General features: G+C 42.7%; 13 protein-coding genes and 1 pseudogene. 13 read left to right on the top strand and 1 reads right to left on the bottom strand.

Annotation, left to right across the window (positions count from 1 at the left end; genetic code table 11):
- Nucleotides 1–164: 164 nt before the first annotated feature.
- The 11 genes and pseudogenes from FZC88_RS15965 to FZC88_RS15915 all read left to right on the top strand — a co-directional run.
- Nucleotides 165–1,130, top strand: a pseudogene (locus tag FZC88_RS15965) (dihydrolipoamide acetyltransferase family protein); the annotation flags it as partial.
- A gap of 512 nt (nt 1,131–1,642) precedes the next feature.
- On the top strand, nt 1,643–5,992 hold the full coding sequence (locus FZC88_RS15960) for a S8 family serine peptidase (RefSeq protein ID WP_148995614.1): 4,350 nt from the start codon (nt 1,643–1,645) through the stop codon (nt 5,990–5,992).
- Nucleotides 5,993–6,203: 211 nt separating this feature from the next.
- Nucleotides 6,204–7,985, top strand: coding sequence for a methylmalonyl-CoA mutase family protein (locus FZC88_RS15955; RefSeq protein ID WP_148995613.1), 1,782 nt, complete (start codon nt 6,204–6,206; stop codon nt 7,983–7,985).
- Nucleotides 7,972–10,128 (top strand): methylmalonyl-CoA mutase, encoded by a 2,157-nt coding sequence (gene scpA, locus FZC88_RS15950; RefSeq protein ID WP_148995612.1) that lies wholly within the window; start codon nt 7,972–7,974, stop codon nt 10,126–10,128. The genes FZC88_RS15955 and scpA overlap by 14 nt, the downstream gene beginning before the upstream one ends.
- Nucleotides 10,128–11,165, top strand: coding sequence for a methylmalonyl Co-A mutase-associated GTPase MeaB (gene meaB / locus FZC88_RS15945; protein ID WP_148995611.1), 1,038 nt, complete (start codon nt 10,128–10,130; stop codon nt 11,163–11,165). The genes scpA and meaB overlap by 1 nt, the downstream gene beginning before the upstream one ends.
- Nucleotides 11,166–11,282: 117 nt before the next feature.
- The gene (locus FZC88_RS15940; RefSeq protein WP_148969561.1) at nt 11,283–11,720 is read left to right on the top strand and encodes a BrxA/BrxB family bacilliredoxin; all 438 of its coding nucleotides are present in this window, start codon (nt 11,283–11,285) and stop codon (nt 11,718–11,720) included.
- 656 nt (nt 11,721–12,376) lie between these two features.
- The gene (locus FZC88_RS15935) at nt 12,377–13,159 is read left to right on the top strand and encodes a transporter substrate-binding domain-containing protein (protein ID WP_148995610.1); all 783 of its coding nucleotides are present in this window, start codon (nt 12,377–12,379) and stop codon (nt 13,157–13,159) included.
- Between the two features lie 69 nt (nt 13,160–13,228).
- The gene (locus FZC88_RS15930; protein ID WP_148969559.1) at nt 13,229–13,888 is read left to right on the top strand and encodes an amino acid ABC transporter permease; all 660 of its coding nucleotides are present in this window, start codon (nt 13,229–13,231) and stop codon (nt 13,886–13,888) included.
- Entirely contained in the window at nt 13,881–14,597 is a 717-nt protein-coding gene (locus tag FZC88_RS15925; RefSeq protein ID WP_148995609.1) for an amino acid ABC transporter ATP-binding protein, read from the top strand. Before FZC88_RS15930 ends, FZC88_RS15925 begins: the two co-directional genes overlap by 8 nt.
- A 106-nt stretch (nt 14,598–14,703) precedes the next feature.
- A complete protein-coding gene (locus tag FZC88_RS15920) occupies nt 14,704–15,690 on the top strand; it encodes an aromatic acid exporter family protein (protein WP_148995608.1) in 987 nt (328 codons plus the stop codon).
- A gap of 21 nt (nt 15,691–15,711) precedes the next feature.
- Nucleotides 15,712–16,215 (top strand): L,D-transpeptidase, encoded by a 504-nt coding sequence (locus FZC88_RS15915; protein WP_148995607.1) that lies wholly within the window; start codon nt 15,712–15,714, stop codon nt 16,213–16,215.
- A gap of 49 nt (nt 16,216–16,264) precedes the next feature.
- Here the strand turns inward: FZC88_RS15915 and prli42 are convergent, their stop codons facing one another.
- A complete protein-coding gene (prli42, locus tag FZC88_RS15910) occupies nt 16,265–16,360 on the bottom strand; it encodes a stressosome-associated protein Prli42 (RefSeq protein ID WP_148969555.1) in 96 nt (31 codons plus the stop codon).
- A 190-nt stretch (nt 16,361–16,550) separates the two neighbouring features.
- Between prli42 and mce the strand changes: the two genes are divergently transcribed.
- Entirely contained in the window at nt 16,551–16,964 is a 414-nt protein-coding gene (mce, locus tag FZC88_RS15905; RefSeq protein WP_148995606.1) for a methylmalonyl-CoA epimerase, read from the top strand.
- A 4-nt stretch (nt 16,965–16,968) separates the two neighbouring features.
- Complete coding sequence (locus FZC88_RS15900) at nt 16,969–18,516, top strand: acyl-CoA carboxylase subunit beta (RefSeq protein ID WP_148995605.1); 1,548 nt, start codon at nt 16,969–16,971, stop codon at nt 18,514–18,516.
- Nucleotides 18,517–18,560 lie beyond the last annotated feature (44 nt).

The raw sequence follows: 18,560 nt of genomic DNA, 5'->3' as shown, positions 1-18,560 counted from the left end.
AAGGAGACACTCTTGAAGTCGGAGAAATCATTTGTTCGATTGAAGTGGAAGGTGAAGGTTCTGCACCTGTTGAAGAAACTCCGAAAGAAGAGCCTATGGAAGATGCGGATGAAACAACTCAATCAGCAACTAAAAGGAATGCTCCAAGTAAAGATAGTGGGAATAAAGCAAGGTATTCTCCGGCAGTATTAAAGCTATCTCAAGAGCACGATATTGACCTGAATCAAGTGGAAGGCACTGGAAACGGCGGACGTATCACTCGTAAAGATCTTAAGAAGGTCATTGAGTCAGGTAATATTCCAAAAGCAGGAGAGGCTCAGGCGCCTAAGGCCGAAGATCAGGCTCCTCAGCAAGCGCCAGTGAAAGAGCAAGCTGTTCAACAACCTGCCAAGCAATCCGCACCTGCAGCGAACGTTCCTGTTGTACCTGGTGATATTGAAATCCCGGTTTCGGGAATTCGTAAAGCCATCGCATCCAACATGGTTCGAAGCAAGCATGAAGCTCCTCACGCATGGACGATGATGGAAGTGGATGTTACAAATCTTGTTGATTATAGAAACTCACTAAAAACGGAATTCAAGCAGCGTGAAGGTTTTAATCTGACATTCTTCGCATTCTTTGTGAAAGCTGTAGCGCAAGCTCTTAAAGAGTATCCGCAAATCAACTCTATGTGGGCAGGCGACAAAATTGTTCAAAAGAAAGACATCAATCTTTCCATTGCAGTGGCCACTGATGATGCACTTTATGTGCCTGTGATCAAAAATGCAGACGAAAAGACGATCAAAGGAATTGCAAGAGAAATTACTGAGCTTGCCGGAAAAGTCCGCAGCGGTAAATTAACTTCTCAAGATATGCAGGGAGGCACATTTACAGTTAACAATACCGGGTCATTTGGTTCAGTACAATCGATGGGTATCATAAATTATCCTCAAGCAGCGATCCTTCAAGTGGAGTCGATTGTGAAGCGTCCAGTTGTCATGAACAACGGGATGATCGCAGTTCGTGATATGGTGAACCTGTGTATGTCACTTGATCACCGTGTTCTTGACGGATTGGTATGCGGAAGATTCTTGCAGCGGGTGAAAGAAATCTTAGAAAATACATCAAAAGAAAATACATCTGTCTATTAAATAGTGACAAGGACTGACCCTGGGTGGTTGGTCCTTGTTTTTTTCTGCTTCTGGATAGAAAGGATTATAAAACAAAATGGTAGGCCCAAGAATTCAGGAAAAAAAGGAAAATTATAACTGGAAGAATATCCCGTAAATAATTTTTTTACGATTTATAGGTCGTTTTCCGAGTACTTACAAGATTAAATTCCCTCCTATGTCTTCTTTCTCATTTATTTCCTGCTTAGTACGAAATGTTGGGGGTACTCCCTCCTTTTAACCTATGAGATGTGCATCGCAATCCAAAATATTCCTGTAGTTATATTATCTGTGTGACTATATGCATACATGAAATATGCGAGAAGGTGACTTTTTTATTAATTTCCGAATATTCAGATTTAATCCGACATAAACTTACAAATTTTACATTACCACTTGGTTATCTTTGGTTTAGAACCTACTTTTTTCCAAGTAGTGAATCAGGGAGGTGTCGGGTTTACTGAAGGAATCTAAAATTACTGGGAGGGAATTAGATGACACGTAGAAAGCGTAAAGCAAGATGGTTATCCATTGTACTCACCTTAGTAATGTTTGTCCCATTATTATTTCCATTCAATGCAGGGGCAGCGAATACCTCACAATCAGCTTTGGCTAAAGAAAAACCATCCACTTCAGCAAGCGATAGCGCAAAGGTAAGTCCACAATCAAAGATCACATCGAAACTACATGATCAATTCAAGAAAGATAAGCACGTCACATACTTAGTGAAGTTCAAGGAGCAGCTTGATACGAAGGCTGTAGCTAAGAGCGCGGCTGAAAAAGCGAAAAAACAGAAGCTGTCTGCTAACAGCAAAAAATTACTGAAGCGAAATATGGTCGTTTCCGAGCTTCGTGCCACGGCCCTTGAATCTCAAGCAGAAGTGAAAGAATACTTAACGAAACAAAAAAAGTCCGGTGCAGTAAAGGAAATAAAAGATTTCTACGTTGTAAACGGAATGGCCGTTACTTCCACAAAAGAGGTAATGGATAAAATTTCAACATTTGCTGAAGTTGAGAAAATCTTGCCGAATGAAACGCGTCAGCTCATTCAACCGGCAAAAGTTGAAGATTCAGCTAGCGTTGCAGAAAAAGAAGTCCAAAACAGTCCGGCATCGATTGAATGGAATATTGACAGAGTTGGTGCACCGGCGGTTTGGGATATGGGAATTGATGGAGCTGGAACCGTTGTAGCATCGATTGATACAGGTGTTCAATGGAATCATCCGGCTTTACAGGAAAAATACAGAGGATATGATCCTCAAAATCCTGATGCCCCTGATCATGAATTCAGCTGGTTTGATGCAACAGCAGGGCAAAGTGCACCTTATGATGATCAAGGACACGGTACGCATGTTACAGGAACAATGGTTGGTTCAGAACCTGCCGGCAGCAATCAGATCGGCGTCGCTCCGGGAGCAAAATGGATTGCTGTAAAAGCATTCACGGCAGATGGAGGAACAGATGTTGATTTGTTGGAAGCGGGAGAATGGATTCTTGCTCCTAAGGATGCTGAGGGCAACCCGCATCCCGAGATGGCTCCAGATGTTGTCAATAACTCATGGGGTGGGGGTCCCGGTCTTGATGAGTGGTACCGGGATATGGTGAACGCATGGAGAGCGGCAGAAATATTCCCTGAGTTCTCTGCTGGTAATACAACATTATTTAATCCTGGAGGCCCGGGTTCAATTGCTACACCTGCAAATTACCCTGAGTCATTTGCAACGGGTGCAACGGATATTAATGACAACCTTGGAAGTTTCTCGCTGCAGGGTCCTTCTCCTTACGAGGAAGTTAAACCTGAAATTTCCGCACCGGGAGTGAATATTCGCTCTTCAGTACCGGGAAGTAACTACGAAGGCGGATGGAATGGTACATCAATGGCGGGTCCTCACGTCTCTGCAGTTGCAGCATTATTGAGACAAGCGGATGCAAGTTTGACGGTTGATGAAATGGAAGAAATCTTAATGTCAACGGCTGTTCCATTGACAGACGGTACCTTCCCTGAAACACCTAATAATGGATATGGTCATGGCTTGGTTAACGCATTCGATGCCGTTTCATCCGTAATGAGCGGTATTGGAAAAGTAGAAGGGCAAGTTTCAAAAGAAGGGGATGACTCTGAAGCTCCAGTAATCAGTCATGAAGCCCCTGGTGAAGCATTTGAAGGAATGAATCTGCCACTACAAGCGGAAGCAAATGATAATGTGAGTGTAACGAATGTTTCATTACATTATCAAAATCAGGATGGCGCTTGGGAATCTGTTGAAGCAACAAGATCTTCAGGTGACTATAAATCAGGAACTTATGAGGCGATCATTCCTGGAGAAGCACTGACAGGAGAAAGTGTTACTTATAAATGGTCGGCAATGGACTTTGGCGGAAATGAAGTAGAAACGGATGCCTATTCTGTCACTCTTCTTCCGGGAATCACAGTCGGATATGAGCAGGACTTTGAGTCTTCTCCAAGTGGCTGGAATTCTTACGGCCCAGGAAACAGCTGGGAGTGGGGTGTACCGGTTAATGGTCCAGGTGCCGCTACTTCAGGAGAAAAGGTATATGCAACAAGTCTGGATGGTACGTATGACAACAGTGCCAACATGTCCTTACAAATGCCTCCGATCGATTTACCTGAAGGGAATAGCTTCTTACAATTCAAGCAGTGGCATGAGCTTGAAAGAAACTATGATTATGGTCATGTGTTTGTATCCACAGATGGTGAAGAGTGGACGCAGGCCCTTCGTGTCAACGGGAATACGGATGGCTGGGTCGACGGAGAAGTGGATCTGAGTCAATATGCCGGTCAGCGCATCTACATCGCATTTAATGTTACAACTGATGGTAGTGTCGTGAAACAAGGCTGGTATATCGATGACGTTAAGCTAAGTGGAGAATCGATTCTTCCAGCTAAAAAGATGAACCTTGGATTGAAATCGAAGGATGAGAAGTCATCATCTGTTTCAAAGAAACCGAGTGTAAATCCGAATAAAATCAAAATGGCGAAACATGTAAGCAAAGAAACTCCGGTAGAAGGAAACGTACCAGGGCCGGTGCTGCTTCCATTGCAAGCGGAAGTAAGCGTACTGGAAACGGGACGTTCGGTATATACGAACCCTGCCGATGGATCGTACGAAATGACTCATGCAGCCGGTGAGTTTACGCTGCAAGCATCAACCTATGGATTCAGATCTGAAACACAAAGTGTAACGATTGAAGCAGATCAGACATCTAACGCCAATTTTACCCTTGAAGAAATTCCTCAAGGGAATATTACGGGAACAGTCACAAATGAAATTTCTGGAGAACCGGTTGAGGGAGCTACTGTCTTCTTACTTGAAGATGCTGTTGTAGAGCCGGTAGAAACGAATGAAAATGGTGAATATGAGCTGGAGGCATATGAAGGTGAGTACACCCTTAAAGTAGTTGCACCTTACTACTATAGTAAGGAAATGACTGTAACAGTTGAAGGTGGAGAAGCAACAAATGCCGATGTTTCATTAGAGCCTTTCATCGGATATCCCGGTGAAATTGGTTACGATGATGGAACAGCTGAAAACGCACGTGCATTCTATGATGCAGGTAATGGCTGGGCTGTGAAAATGTCTCTTGAAGAAGGCAATGAAACAGCATTGGTTACAGGCGGGTTATTCCGCTTCTGGGATACAGAATGGCCAGTACCGGGTGGAACAGAATTCCAAGTTGCCGTTTATGATGCATCTGGTCCAGATGGCGCTCCTGGTAAGAAAGTAGCCGGTCCGTTTGATGGAACTGCTTTACGTAACGGGGAATGGACACATGTAGACCTAAGCCAGCATGGCATCATGGTAGACGGCGATTTCTACATGGTTTACATTCAATCAGCTCCAAATCCGAATGCACCAGGGCTTGGAACAGATGAAGATGGCGAATATGCCGCAAGAAGCTGGCAATTCGTCGGAGGTGCATGGTCACTAGCACCAGAAGATGAAGGGAACTATATGATTCGTGCAACAGTGAATTATGAAGTCACTGCACCAGTCATCACATCACCGAAAGATAAATCATTTACAAATAAGGAGTCGGTTACCGTTGAAGGGACTTCTGCCCCGACCACAACGGTCCACCTCTTTAATGGAGACGAAGAAGTGGCAACAGCAGAAACGATGGAAGATGGTACCTTCTCTGCAGATGTTTCATTACATGATGGAGAGAATTCGATTACAGCGAAAGCAGCAACCGAGCAAGGGATGACGGGACCATCTGAGCCTGTAACCATCACCCTTGATCAAGTGAAGCCTGAGCTTGCCATCACGTCTCCGAAAGAAGGCATGAAAACGAATCGTGAAGCCATCACCGTAGAAGGAACGATTGTCGATGAAAACCTTGCCTGGGTAAAAGTTAATGGCGAGAAAGCTTCTGTAAGTGATGGACAGTTCAGTCATAGACTGCTTCTGGATGAAGGAGAAAATGTCATACAGGTAGTAGCGAAAGATAAAGCTGGAAACAAAAAGAAACAAAGCGTGACAGTCTTTGCTAAATTTGGTGACATCGCAGTTGAAAATCTTCTTCCTTCTGAAGATAAAGAGCTGAAGAAAGGTGAATCGGTTAAAATCGAATTTGACAGTGAGCCTGGATTAGATGCCACATTTGTCATCCAAATGCCACTGACAAATGCACGATCCCAAGTAACAAACGCAAATGAGCTTCCAATGATGGAAACATCAGAAGGTCACTACGTCGGTTACTACACAGCCACTTCCAATGTAAAGGCACCTGGAGCACTTATTGAAGTGAAGATTTCCGATGATTATGGAAATGTCACAACGAAACGTGCAGAAGGTAAATTGTATATCAATACAAAGAAATAAAGCTTAAGGGAGGAAGAGTCGACCCCGTCGACTCTTCTTTCTTTTTTGATTCATTTACCAGAGAGATTGAAGAAATACGTTTTCTTTTATATACTAAAATAGTATTAGTATAAACATTTCGAATGTTCAATGTGCACTCATGCTAGTTAAGTGAAGTTCTTCAGATGTAAATGTAAACGATTACAATCATGCAGGTCGAAAGAGGGGTACTATGAAGCTTAATGATATGAAAGAACAATCATTCAGTCGACGAACACTTACCGAATGGCAAGAAGCAGCTGAGATAGCGTTAAAAGGGAAAGGGATTCGTTCCTTACATACGAAAACCTATGAAAATATTGAACTTAAACCGTTATACACGAAAGAAGATTTACCTGGAGTGGATAGGGTGAATGCTTATATCCCTAATGTTCAAGGGAAATTGGAGAGTGCTCCAAAATGGTTCATCGCTCAACCGGTCAAAAGGGGCACTTGGGAAGAACTCACTTCTGCAATGAAGGATGCATTATCCCGGGGACAGAACTGTGTTTCATTTCAAGTAGGTGACTTAGACATAAGAGAAGGCTTCCACCAATTTATAAAAGAAGTCGTTGGGTTAGAGACTCCTGTCTTTTCCATTGAAAAAAAGACAGCACTCTCTATTCAGCGAATGATGGAAATTCCTGAACTGAGGGAAATCAAAGGTGTAATGGGCTTTGATCCAATAAATGAAAATCGGGAGCAGTTTGTAGATTGGTTGGAGGTTGTAAAAGACGTAGATGAGCATCTGCCTAATCTGAAGACCATAATCATTAATTCTGCCCAGTATCATAATAGTGGAGGAAGTGCCACGCAGGAATTGGCATACGGCCTGAGTGAAGGGGTCGCTTATATTGAAACACTTCAGGAAAAAGGATGGACTATAGAAAAGATTGCTGGGAAAATGCATTTTCACTTTTCAGTAGGCAGCCATTTCTTTATGGAAATAGCCAAAATCAGAGCCTTTAAGAAATTGTGGCAAGAAGTATTATCGTCTTATGGACTTTCAGAACAAGCGATCGCTCATTCGGTCAGCTGCAGTGCGGAAACGTCTCAATTGAACAAATCCACACTCGATCCGTATGTCAATATGCTTCGCGGGGGAGGAGAAGCGTTTTCTGCCATTCTTGCAGGGGTGGATTATCTTCTTGTTGCTCCATTCAATGAAGTGAGTGGGGAAGTGAACGGGTTTTCTGAGAGAATTGCCCGGAATACGCAACTGATCCTTGGGGAAGAAGCTCATTTGGATAAAGTGGTCGACCCTGGGGGCGGTTCTTATTATGTGGAATGGTTATCAGAAGAGGTAGGTAAGCTTGCATGGAAGGAATTTCAACAGGTCGATGGAGATGGGGGAATTCTTGTCTGTCTGAAAAATGGTTCCATTAATGAAAAAATAAATAGAGTGAGAGAGTCACGTATTCATGATTTAGCCACAAGAAAAAACTCGATGATCGGGACAAACATCTATTCAAATCTTGAGGAGACATATCAAACTCCATCATCTAATAATGTGGGTGAGCGATTGTCTCTTCCTTTTGAAAGATTAAGAGAAAGGACACATAAGCTGAGAAGTAAACCGGTGGCAGGTTTAATAGGGTTAGGAAAGCTGAAAACCCATAAGCCCAGGGCTGATTTTGTAAAAGGATTTTTAGCGACGGGGGGCATTCATGCGAATCAAAGTAAAGAGTGCTTCTCTAAGGAAGATATACTTCAATTTGTGGAAGAAACCCGTTATCCATACTATTGTGTTTGTGGAACAGAGGAAGAATATCAAGACAAACTGCCTATGCTGATTGAGTCCATTCATCATATTGATTCGACCATTGTGATTGACGCAGCAGGGAAAATACCTGATGAGCATGAGTGGGTTCGTTTAGGACTGAATGGATCCATTTACAACAAGCAAAACATACTGAAAAAAGTAGATGACCTATTAACCATCTGGGAGGAGGGAACTGACAATGACAAAGCCTGATTGGCAAGAAATCAACCCTTATTCGAAAGAAGTGAGAACGAATGATGGTTCTCTAACAGGCAGCACCTATGAAACAAATGAGAAGATCGTCATTAAATCTCTTTATTCAGAAGAGGACTCAAAGGATATATCCCATGGAGAAGACCTCCCAGGCTTGGCTCCTTATACAAGGGGACCGTACCCGACCATGTATGTGAATCGTCCTTGGACGGTAAGGCAGTATGCAGGATTTTCAACAGCAGAAGAAAGCAATGCCTTTTATAGAAGAAACCTAAGTATGGGGCAGAAAGGTCTGTCTGTCGCTTTTGATTTAGCTACTCATCGTGGCTATGATTCCGATCATCCCCGGGTGGTAGGGGATGTAGGAAAAGCGGGAGTCGCCATCGATTCGATCCTGGATATGAAGATTCTGTTTGATGGAATACCTCTTGATCAAATGTCTGTTTCCATGACGATGAACGGAGCGGTGCTGCCCATCCTTGCATTTTATATCGTCACGGCAGAAGAACAGGGAGTTTCGCAGGAGAAGCTGTCCGGTACGATTCAAAATGATATTTTAAAAGAGTATATGGTGAGGAACACCTATATTTATCCTCCTGAAACATCCATGAAGATAATTGCAGACATCTTTGAGTATACGTCCAAACATATGCCGAAGTTTAATAGCATCAGTATCTCCGGGTATCATATGCAAGAAGCGGGAGCGCCTGCCGATATTGAGCTTGCTTATACGCTGGCAGATGGTCTTGAGTATGTTCGTACAGGTCTCCAGGCAGGGATCGATATCGACTCCTTTGCACCAAGACTATCATTCTTCTGGGCGATTGGCATGAATTATTTCATGGAAGTCGCCAAAATGAGGGCGGCGCGGAGAATTTGGGCGAAAATGATGAAAACATTCGGTCCTGGTAATCCGAAATCGTTGGCGCTCAGAACCCACTCCCAAACGTCCGGTTGGAGCTTAACGGAGCAGGATCCGTATAATAATGTCATTCGTACATTACTTGAGGCCCACGCGGCTGCTATGGGTCATACGCAATCGCTTCATACCAATGCATTGGACGAAGCGATTGCCCTGCCGACAGACTTCTCTGCGCGGATCGCACGTAATACACAGCTATACCTTCAAGAGGAAACCGCTATTACAAAAGTGATTGATCCATGGGCAGGTTCACATTATGTTGAATCCTTGACCGATCAGTTGATGGAGAAGGCCTGGGATCATATCGAAGAAATCGAAGAGCTTGGCGGAATGACCAAGGCGATTGAAACCGGATTGCCGAAGATGCGGATAGAGGAAGCGGCTGCGAGAAGACAGGCAATGATTGATTCGGGGGATGAAGCGATAGTCGGGGTAAATAAATATCGCCTGGACAAGGAAGATCCGATTGAAACGCTGGACATTGATAATACAGTTGTGAGACAAAAGCAAATTGAGCGAATTCAAATGCTTAAAGAAGAACGAAATGAGAATAGAGTAACCGAAACGCTCGAGGCATTAACGCTTGTAGCAGAAACAGGAGAAGGGAATCTACTTGAAAAAGCGGTAGAGGCAGCGCGGGCCCGGGCGACACTCGGAGAAATATCTGACGCCATTGAAAAAGTATCAGGACGACATAAAGCAACAATCCGGAGTATAAGTGGGGTGTACAGCTCGAACTTTTCAAATGAACAAGAAATCAACGTCGTGAAAGAGATGACAGAAGAATTTTTGGAAAACGAAGGAAGAAGACCGCGTATCCTGATTGCAAAGATGGGACAGGACGGGCATGACAGAGGAGCTAAAGTGATTAGCACGGCGTTCGCAGACCTTGGCTTTGATGTGGATATCGGGCCATTGTTCCAGACGCCTGCAGAAACGGCTCTGCAAGCAGTCGAAAATGACGTGCATGTCATCGGTGTAAGTTCTCTGGCCGCAGGACATAAAACACTCCTGCCTCAATTGGTAGCAGAACTAAAGAAATTAGGAAGAGAAGACATTCTCGTTGTCATTGGTGGAGTGATCCCGGCTAAGGATTATGACTTCCTATTGAATAACGGAGCTTCTGCCGTTTTTGGACCAGGGACGATCATACCCGTTGCTGCACAAAAAGTCATCAAAGAAATTTATGAAGTGCTGGGCTATGAGGAAGTGGCTGAATAATGGGAGAGCATGATTCAGGGCGAAAGAAGCGTTTTGTGAAGAAGAAAAAGGATTCTGTATCGATTACCGAATTAAAGGACGGGGTCTTGAATGGTGACCGTAGCTCCTTGGCGAAGGCCATCACTCTGATTGAAAGCAATGCAGAACAGCATTATGCAAAGGGACAGGAACTGTTGCAGGAGCTCCTGCCCTATACGGGTAAAAGCTTTCGGATCGGCATTACAGGTGTGCCTGGAGCTGGTAAAAGTACATTTATAGAAGCGTTCGGGGAAATGTTATGTGAGCAGGGCCACCGGGTTGCCGTCCTTGCGATTGATCCCAGCTCTTCCATTTCCGGTGGCAGTATTCTGGGGGATAAAACAAGAATGGAACAATTATCGAAAAACCCCCGTGCTTTTGTAAGACCTTCCCCCACTGCAGGAACACTTGGTGGAGTACACCGGAAAACGAGTGAAACACTTCTCTTATGCGAAGCGGCCGGATATGATCTGATGATCATTGAAACCGTTGGAGTCGGTCAAAGTGAAGTGATGGTGAGGCAAATGGTGGATTTCTTCCTCCTGCTCGTCATCACTGGAGCCGGGGACGAGCTTCAAGGAATGAAAAAGGGGATCATGGAGCTTGCCGATGCATTACTTGTCAACAAAGCGGATGGAGAAAATAAACCTCTCGCTGAGAAAACAAGAAGAGAGCTGAACCAAATCCTCCACTTCTTGACTCCCGCAACTAAAGGTTGGAGCTCAAAGGCTTATACCTGTTCTGCTTTGAAAAATGAGGGGTTAAAAGAGATGTGGAATGTGATCCGACAGTTTGAGAAGCAATCAAAAGAACAGGGAGTCTTTGAAGAAAAGCGACTTCTCCAAAAGCAGGAATGGTTCCATACGATGTTGAAAGAAAGAGTCTTGTCAGATTTCTTTTTTCATAAGGATATAAAGTCTGCCCTTCCACACATGGAAGGGCGTGTGAAGGAAGGGGACTATACCACTTCTCAAGCAGTAGAAGAATTGCTAAAGCGATATAAGGGTGTAATTCATTAACGGGTTTAGTTAATTTTAATTGAAACATAGGGTTTGAAATTGTTATGATAGGGGTACATCAAAATTCATGTTCTTATGGAGAATGATTAAGTCAGCGATTAAAAGGAGAGTTCAAGCATGGATATAGATTTCAATTTATTTATGAATGATGTTGTTCGCCAGGCTCGTCAAGAAATCGAACAAGCCGGTTATACCCAGTTAACAACAGAAGAAGAAGTAGATCAAGCTTTCGCTAAAGAAGGTACAACACTCGTGATGATTAACTCCGTTTGTGGTTGCGCCGGAGGAATTGCACGTCCAGCAGCAGCTCATTCCATTCATTACGATAAACGACCAGATCAATTGGTAACCGTTTTCGCCGGCCAGGATAAAGAAGCCACTGCGAAAGCGCGCAGCTACTTTACCGGCTATCCACCATCTTCACCGTCATTTGCTCTATTAAAAGATGGAAAGTTATTGACGATGGTAGAAAGACATGAAATTGAAGGTCACGACCCAATGTCGGTTGTGAACAAAATTCAATCGTACTTCGATCAGTATTGTGAAGAAGTGTAAGTAAGAGAGTGTGGCCCGTCAGGTTCCTTACATGAATATCTGCTTTAGGTGGATGTTTGTGTGAGGAACTTGACGGGTTTTTTTTTGCCTTTCACGTTTATACGATTGATCTTCTTTTATTTGCAGGGTGGGAAGCAGAGTAAACAGGCTGATAATTCCTGATTTACTAAAATACGCAATTCCTTTTAAATGCGGCGCAATAAATTCTAGAGAGACGCAATTCTCTTTAAGAACGACGCAATATTTAATGAAAACGACGCAATTATCTCCCGAAATGACGCAATTCATAGTTAATTCCCCATATAAAAAGATGAATATCCTAATTTTTCATAAAATCTACAGCCAGATCTGCATTTTTTAGTTTCTAATCAACGTAAATTCACTCTATTTTATAAAAACTACTACTCTCCTTTCTCTTTCGTTTTGTCGTGGTCCCCTCATTAAAAATGAATATTTTTTGAATAAGATAAGTTCGCTAATTACACGGACTAGTGTTCTTAATTAATAAACCAACTATTATATTTTCAGAATATATAAATTTTTATGAGTAACTATAAAAACTATTGCATAAATATTTATCTCTGATACAATACGAATATAGTAATTAATATACATTATATATTATATTTATACATTATTATTGGGGAGGAATTACAATGAAAAAGATATTATCTCTTATAGTAGTATTAATCGTTTCTACTACTCTTGCTGCGTGTGGTGCAGGAGAAGAGAATGCAGGAACCGCTTCAGGGGAATCAAAGAAACTGATTATGGGTACGTCGGCTGACTATAAACCATTTGAATATGTCGATACGGCAAACAGTGATGAATTTATCGGGTACGACATTGACTTGGCTCATATGCTGGCAGATGAACTTGGTTATGAAATCGAGATTAAAGATATGGAGTTCAGCGGATTAATTTCAGCACTTAAAACCGGGCAGGTGGACTTTGTACTTTCAGCTATGACCCCTACGCCGGAACGACAAAAGAACGTTGACTTCAGTGATGTCTACTACACAGCAAAAGATATGATCATCTCAACAAAAGAGAGCGGAATTCAAAGCGAAAAGGATCTTGATGGTAAAACGGTTGGCGTTCAGTTAGGTTCCATCCAACAGGATGCTGCAGAAGAACTTTCCACCTCCATCCCATTAAAAGTAGAGACCCGTGACCGTATTCCTGAGCTGATACAGGATCTGCAAAATGGACGTTTTGATGCCATAATCATCGAAAATACAGTAGCAAATGGTTATTTGGATAAAAATAAAGAACTTCTAGGAAATACAATGGACGTGAACGAAGAAGAGGCGGGTTCTGCCGTTGCACTTCCAAAGGATAGTGAGCTTACAAGCGAATTCAACGATGCATTGAAAAAGCTCAAAGAAAATGGAGAATTGAATAAACTGGCTGAAAAGTGGTTTGACGGAGAACAGTAGATTGATAGAAGGGCTAACCCATCATAGGTTAGTCCTTCCTATTTAACAGCACGATTGGAGGAGAATACAATGCCACTTGATTTTCAACAACTGATCCCTTCGATTCCTTTTATTTTGGAAGGATTGAAGGTCACTCTTAAAATTGTCGGGTTAGCAGGAATACTTGGATTTGCCTTCGGTATTCTGCTTGCTCTTTGTAAAATAAGTTCCATCAAACCTTTAACATTACTTGCAGATATTTATACATCGGTTTTTCGGGGGACTCCTTTAGTTCTGCAATTAATGATCATCTTTTATGGCTCGCCTCAGCTTTTTGGAACTCAGATCGAACCGTATACAGCAGCGATTCTTTCTTTTTCCCTTAATTCAGCTGCCTATATTTCCGAAATCATCCGTGCGGGGATCAATGCAGTGGATAAAGGGCAAAAGGAAGCGGCCATGGCTCTTGGGGTTCCATATCGTTTGATGATGAAAGATGTGATCCTGCCTCAGGCCATTAAAAACATTTTGCCTGCCTTAATGAACGAATTTATCACCCTTACGAAGGAATCTGCCATCGTCACTGTTATCGGAGCCGCCGATGTGATGAGGCGTTCGTATATGGTAGGCAGTGATTTGTATTCCTTTTTCGAACCACTACTATTTGCAGGACTGATCTATTATGTGCTTGTCATGATTCTAACCTTATTAGGGAAAGCGCTGGAAGGGAGACTACGTGGGAATGATTAAAGCAGAAAAAATCACCAAATCGTTCGGTAAGCTTCAAGTATTGAAAGGTATAGATTTCTCCGTAGAAAAAGGGGAGGTTGTCGCATTGATCGGTCCTTCCGGTTCCGGAAAATCCACTCTGCTCCGCTGCCTGAATTATTTAGAGGAACCAACTTCAGGATCGATATACTTTGAAGAAGCTATTGTGAAAGTCAAAAATATAAGCAAAGTGAGACAAGACATAGGCATGGTATTTCAACACTTTCACCTCTTTCCGCATATGACGGCGTTGGAAAACGTGATCTACGCCCCAGTGAAAGTGAAGGGGCTAAACAGATCAGATGCTAAAAAATTAGGGACGGACCTTCTAACCAAGGTTGGTTTGAAAGAAAAAAGTGTTGAGTACCCAAACCGTTTATCAGGAGGCCAAAAACAGCGTGTAGCGATTGCAAGGGCACTGGCCATGGAACCGAAAGTGATGCTTTTTGACGAACCGACATCTGCACTGGACCCGGAAATGGTCAAAGAGGTGCTGGAAGTCATGAAATCACTTGCTCATTCAGGGATGACGATGATCATTGTAACCCATGAAATGGGCTTTGCCAGAGAGGTGGCAGACAGAGTCTTATTCATGGATGATGGTAAGATCGTCGAAGAAGGAGAGCCTCTTCCTTTTTTCTCGAACCCGCAAAGCGAACGTGGAAAAGAATTCTTAGAGAAAATACTTTAAACGATGGAAGGATTAGCGAACAGTTTCGTTAATCCTCCTTTTTATGTTCAAGGGGAAATATGGTATTCTAAAGTAGCTAAAAAAGAAAGAGTTAGGAGAAAAATGAATGTTTCGAATCGGGTATCGAACACTTAAGACTGGGATCGGCACAGCGGTTGCGATCAGCATTGCACAGTGGTTTCAGCTGGATAACTTTGTATCAGCCGGAATTTTGACGATACTGTGCATTCAAAACACGAAGAAGAAATCGGTTAACGCTTCATGGAGCCGTTTCCTGGCCTGTGTGATTGCCATGGTGATTTCGGCTGCGTTCTTTGAGTTCATGGCCTATCATCCTGCCGTAATCGGCTTGTTATTACTTGTGTTCATTCCAATAACGGTAGCCCTGAATATCAAAGAAGGAATCGTCACCAGTTCCGTTATCATTTTACATATTTATTCTGCAGGTAAGGTGACCCCGGGCCTTTTTCAGAATGAATTAGGGATCATCGTTATTGGGATCGGGATCGCTCTGGTTATGAATTTGTATATGCCAAGCGTTGATAAAAAGATGATCGAATATCAAGAAAAGATCGAAGCCAATTTCTATAAAATCTTTTGTGAAATGATCAACTACCTGCGAACAAATGACAGCCAATGGGATGGAAAAGAAATCACTGAAACAGAACAATTACTTAAAGAAGCGAAGACAATAGCATTCAAAGATGTTGAAAATCACTTTTTACGTCATGAGAACTTATATTATTTGTATTTTAAAATGAGGGAAAAACAGTTCGAAATCCTACAACGTATCTTACCGATAGCGACATCGATCTCATTGACGATAGAGCAGGGACATCGGATTGCCGAATTTCTGGATGAGCTTAGTGATCACATACATCCAGGAAACACGGCCCTGTTTTATTTGAAAAAACTGTATGATATGAAAGTGGAGTTTGAACGGATGGATTTACCTAAGACGAGGGAAGAATTTGAAACCCGCGCCGCTCTCTATCAATTTGTTCAAGAGATGGAGCAGTATCTTCTTCTGAAAAGTTCGTTTAAAGGAATAAAGAAGGATGAAAATGATCAAAAGGAAGTAAACTACACCTAAAACACGAAAAAAGGTGATAGGATGCGTATACTTCTTGCCATTATCTTGTTCGCTTCTCCCATATGGCCGCTTGGGAGGAATCCACTTCCCGGGGATCCATTTATTATCGTGAACAAGGAAAGTAATCAATTAGCCTTCATCGACGACGGGAAGGTTCAGCACACATTCCCGGTAGCAACAGGGAAAACGACGACCCTCACCCCGGAAGGACTATTTAATGTTACCGTTAAAGCCAAGAACCCTTATTATCGTAAGAAGAACATTCCCGGTGGAGACCCCCGGAATCCATTGGGTTCAAGGTGGATCGGATTTGACGCCAAGGGGACAGATGGAAGGATTTATGGAATTCACGGAACGAATCAACCTTCAAGCATAGGCAAATATATCTCAAATGGATGCATCCGAATGCACAACAAACATGTCGAATATCTGTTTGATCAGGTGCCAGTCGGAACAAAGGTTCTAGTCGTCAAAACGAACAAAAGCTTCCATCAGCTGGGAAAAGATCACGGTGCGATAAAATAAAAAGGATCTGCTAATCGACCCAGTCGAAAAGCAGATCCTTTGTTTTCTATTATAATAAGAAAGTCAGTCCCGCCATGATTGTCGATGCAATCATGGCAAACAACATGACAAATACAATTATTTTTTGTAATTTTTTATTACCCATTGTATCTCTCCATTCTTCATCTCACCTTAAAGAGGCGATTTTCAACTCTATTTTATCGTGAATAGTGAGAGAAAACAACCATTGGCATAAAAGAAAACGCTTTAATTATTCGCCGGATTAGGAGGGAATTCGACACCGTTTATCGAATACTATACGGGTGGAACATGTAAACAACAGGGGGATGATAGGGATGAAAAAGGTAGACCATATCGGAATAGCAGTATCATCAATAGACAATGTTCTTCCATTTTATGAAGATACTCTTGGACTTTCACTCGTCAAGGTCGAAGAAGTGGGAAATCAAGGTGTGAAAGTAGCATTTATTGATGGTGGAAATATTAAGCTTGAGTTACTTGAACCACTACATAAAGAAAGTCCGATTGCCAAGTTCATTGAGAAAAAGGGAGAAGGCATTCACCATATTGCCTTTGGTGTCGAAGGAATTGAAAAACGGATCAAGGAACTGCAAGTGAGTGGAGTCCAGATGATCAACGAAACTCCAAAAACGGGGGCTGGCGGAGCTGCAGTTGCCTTCATGCATCCAAAGTCAGCGCACGGTGTACTATATGAACTATGTGATAAATCAAACATCAAGGGGGAGTAACATAATGGATATCTATGAAAAAATTAATGAATTGTATGATCGCAGAAGAGAAGTAGAATTAGGCGGCGGAGATGAAAAAATAGATAAGCAGCACGAAAAAGGAAAACTGACTGCCAGAGAACGAATCGATATTTTAGTGGATCCGGGCAGCTTTGTCGAGCTTAATCCATTCATTGAGCATCGCTGTTCAGACTTTGGACTGGACGGGGTTCAGGGCCCCGGAGATGGAGTCGTTACAGGTTATGGAAAAGTAAATGGAAAACCCATCTACTTATTTTCTCAGGATTTCACGGTATTTGGCGGCGCATTGGGGGAAATGCATGCGAAAAAGATTTCACATGTCATGGATCTGGCGGTCAAAAATGGTGCACCTTTCATTGGATTAAATGATTCAGGTGGTGCAAGAATTCAAGAAGGCGTCGTTTCTTTAGATGGATACGGACATATCTTCTATCGAAACTCTATTTATTCCGGAGTGATTCCACAAATCTCCGTGATCATGGGACCTTGCGCAGGAGGAGCGGTTTATTCCCCTGCCATCACGGATTTTGTGTTTATGGTGGATGATACAAGTCAAATGTTCATCACAGGACCCAAAGTAATTGAAACAGTCACCGGTGAGAAAATCAGTTCAGAAGATTTAGGCGGTGCGAAGGTCCATAACTCCATCAGCGGGAATGCTCATTTCAGAGGGAAAACTGAAGAAGAGGTCCTTCTCGAGGTTCGTAGACTATTAGCGTATTTACCACAAAATAATGAGGATAAGCCTCCTCGTTTGGAAGTGGATGAAGAAGATGATTATCGTGGGAATTTAACGGACCTGATTCCATTCGATGCTATCCGTCCTTACGACGTCCGCACGGTCATCAATGAAATTGTGGATGAAGACAGCTTTATGGAGGTCCAGAAAGAATTTGCGAAAAATATCGTCGTTGGACTGGCCCGTATCAAAGGAGAAGTCGTTGGCCTTGTATGTAATCAGCCAAAATTCATGGCAGGAGGGCTCGACATTGATTCCTCTGACAAAGCAGCCCGTTTTATCCGTTTCTGTGATTCCTTCAATATCCCATTGATCACCTTTGAAGATGTAACTGGCTTCTTCCCTGGAATCAAGCAGGAACATGGCGGGATCATCCGTCACGGTGCGAAAATCCTCTATGCCTATTCAGAAGCTACGGTTCCAAAAATGACGGTGATTTTACGAAAAGCCTATGGAGGTGCTTATGTTGCACTAAACAGTAAGTCCATCGGTGCTGATTTAGTTTTTGCATGGCCTAATGCAGAAATTGCCGTCATGGGTCCACAGGGAGCAGCAAATATTATTTTTGCAAGGGAAATTGCAGGTAGTGACAATCCTGAACAGCTTCGGGAGCAGAAGATTGAAGAGTACCGAGAGAAATTCGCTAATCCATATGTAGCAGCCTCCCGTGGAATGGTTGATGACGTCATAGATCCCCGTGAAACCCGGATCAAATTGATTCAAGGATTGGAAATGATGAGAAATAAACGGGAAGAAAGGCCAAAGAAAAAGCACGGAAATATTCCGTTGTAGAAGCGATACCATTTGTTGAACCGGCCTATTCACGCTATACTATA

It is taken from the genome of Rossellomorea aquimaris (assembly GCF_008180865.1).
Classification (GTDB): Bacteria; Bacillota; Bacilli; order Bacillales; family Bacillaceae_B; genus Rossellomorea; species Rossellomorea yichunensis.
This window is presented reverse-complemented; position numbering and strand designations above follow the sequence as displayed.

Excerpts from the sequence above, each read along its gene's own strand:
- FZC88_RS15935 (WP_148995610.1), top strand. The coding sequence starts at position 12,377 with ATGAAAAAGATATTATCTCTTATAGTAGTATTAATCGTTTCTACTACT.
- FZC88_RS15955 (WP_148995613.1), top strand. The coding sequence starts at position 6,204 with ATGAAGCTTAATGATATGAAAGAACAATCATTCAGTCGACGAACACTT.
- FZC88_RS15920 (WP_148995608.1), top strand. The coding sequence starts at position 14,704 with ATGTTTCGAATCGGGTATCGAACACTTAAGACTGGGATCGGCACAGCG.
- mce (WP_148995606.1), top strand. The coding sequence starts at position 16,551 with ATGAAAAAGGTAGACCATATCGGAATAGCAGTATCATCAATAGACAAT.
- meaB (WP_148995611.1), top strand. The coding sequence starts at position 10,128 with ATGGGAGAGCATGATTCAGGGCGAAAGAAGCGTTTTGTGAAGAAGAAA.
- prli42 (WP_148969555.1), bottom strand. The coding sequence starts at position 16,360 with ATGGGTAATAAAAAATTACAAAAAATAATTGTATTTGTCATGTTGTTT.
- scpA (WP_148995612.1), top strand. The coding sequence starts at position 7,972 with ATGACAAAGCCTGATTGGCAAGAAATCAACCCTTATTCGAAAGAAGTG.
- FZC88_RS15915 (WP_148995607.1), top strand. The coding sequence starts at position 15,712 with ATGCGTATACTTCTTGCCATTATCTTGTTCGCTTCTCCCATATGGCCG.
- FZC88_RS15930 (WP_148969559.1), top strand. The coding sequence starts at position 13,229 with ATGCCACTTGATTTTCAACAACTGATCCCTTCGATTCCTTTTATTTTG.
- FZC88_RS15925 (WP_148995609.1), top strand. The coding sequence starts at position 13,881 with ATGATTAAAGCAGAAAAAATCACCAAATCGTTCGGTAAGCTTCAAGTA.
- FZC88_RS15940 (WP_148969561.1), top strand. The coding sequence starts at position 11,283 with ATGGATATAGATTTCAATTTATTTATGAATGATGTTGTTCGCCAGGCT.
- FZC88_RS15960 (WP_148995614.1), top strand. The coding sequence starts at position 1,643 with ATGACACGTAGAAAGCGTAAAGCAAGATGGTTATCCATTGTACTCACC.
- FZC88_RS15900 (WP_148995605.1), top strand. The coding sequence starts at position 16,969 with ATGGATATCTATGAAAAAATTAATGAATTGTATGATCGCAGAAGAGAA.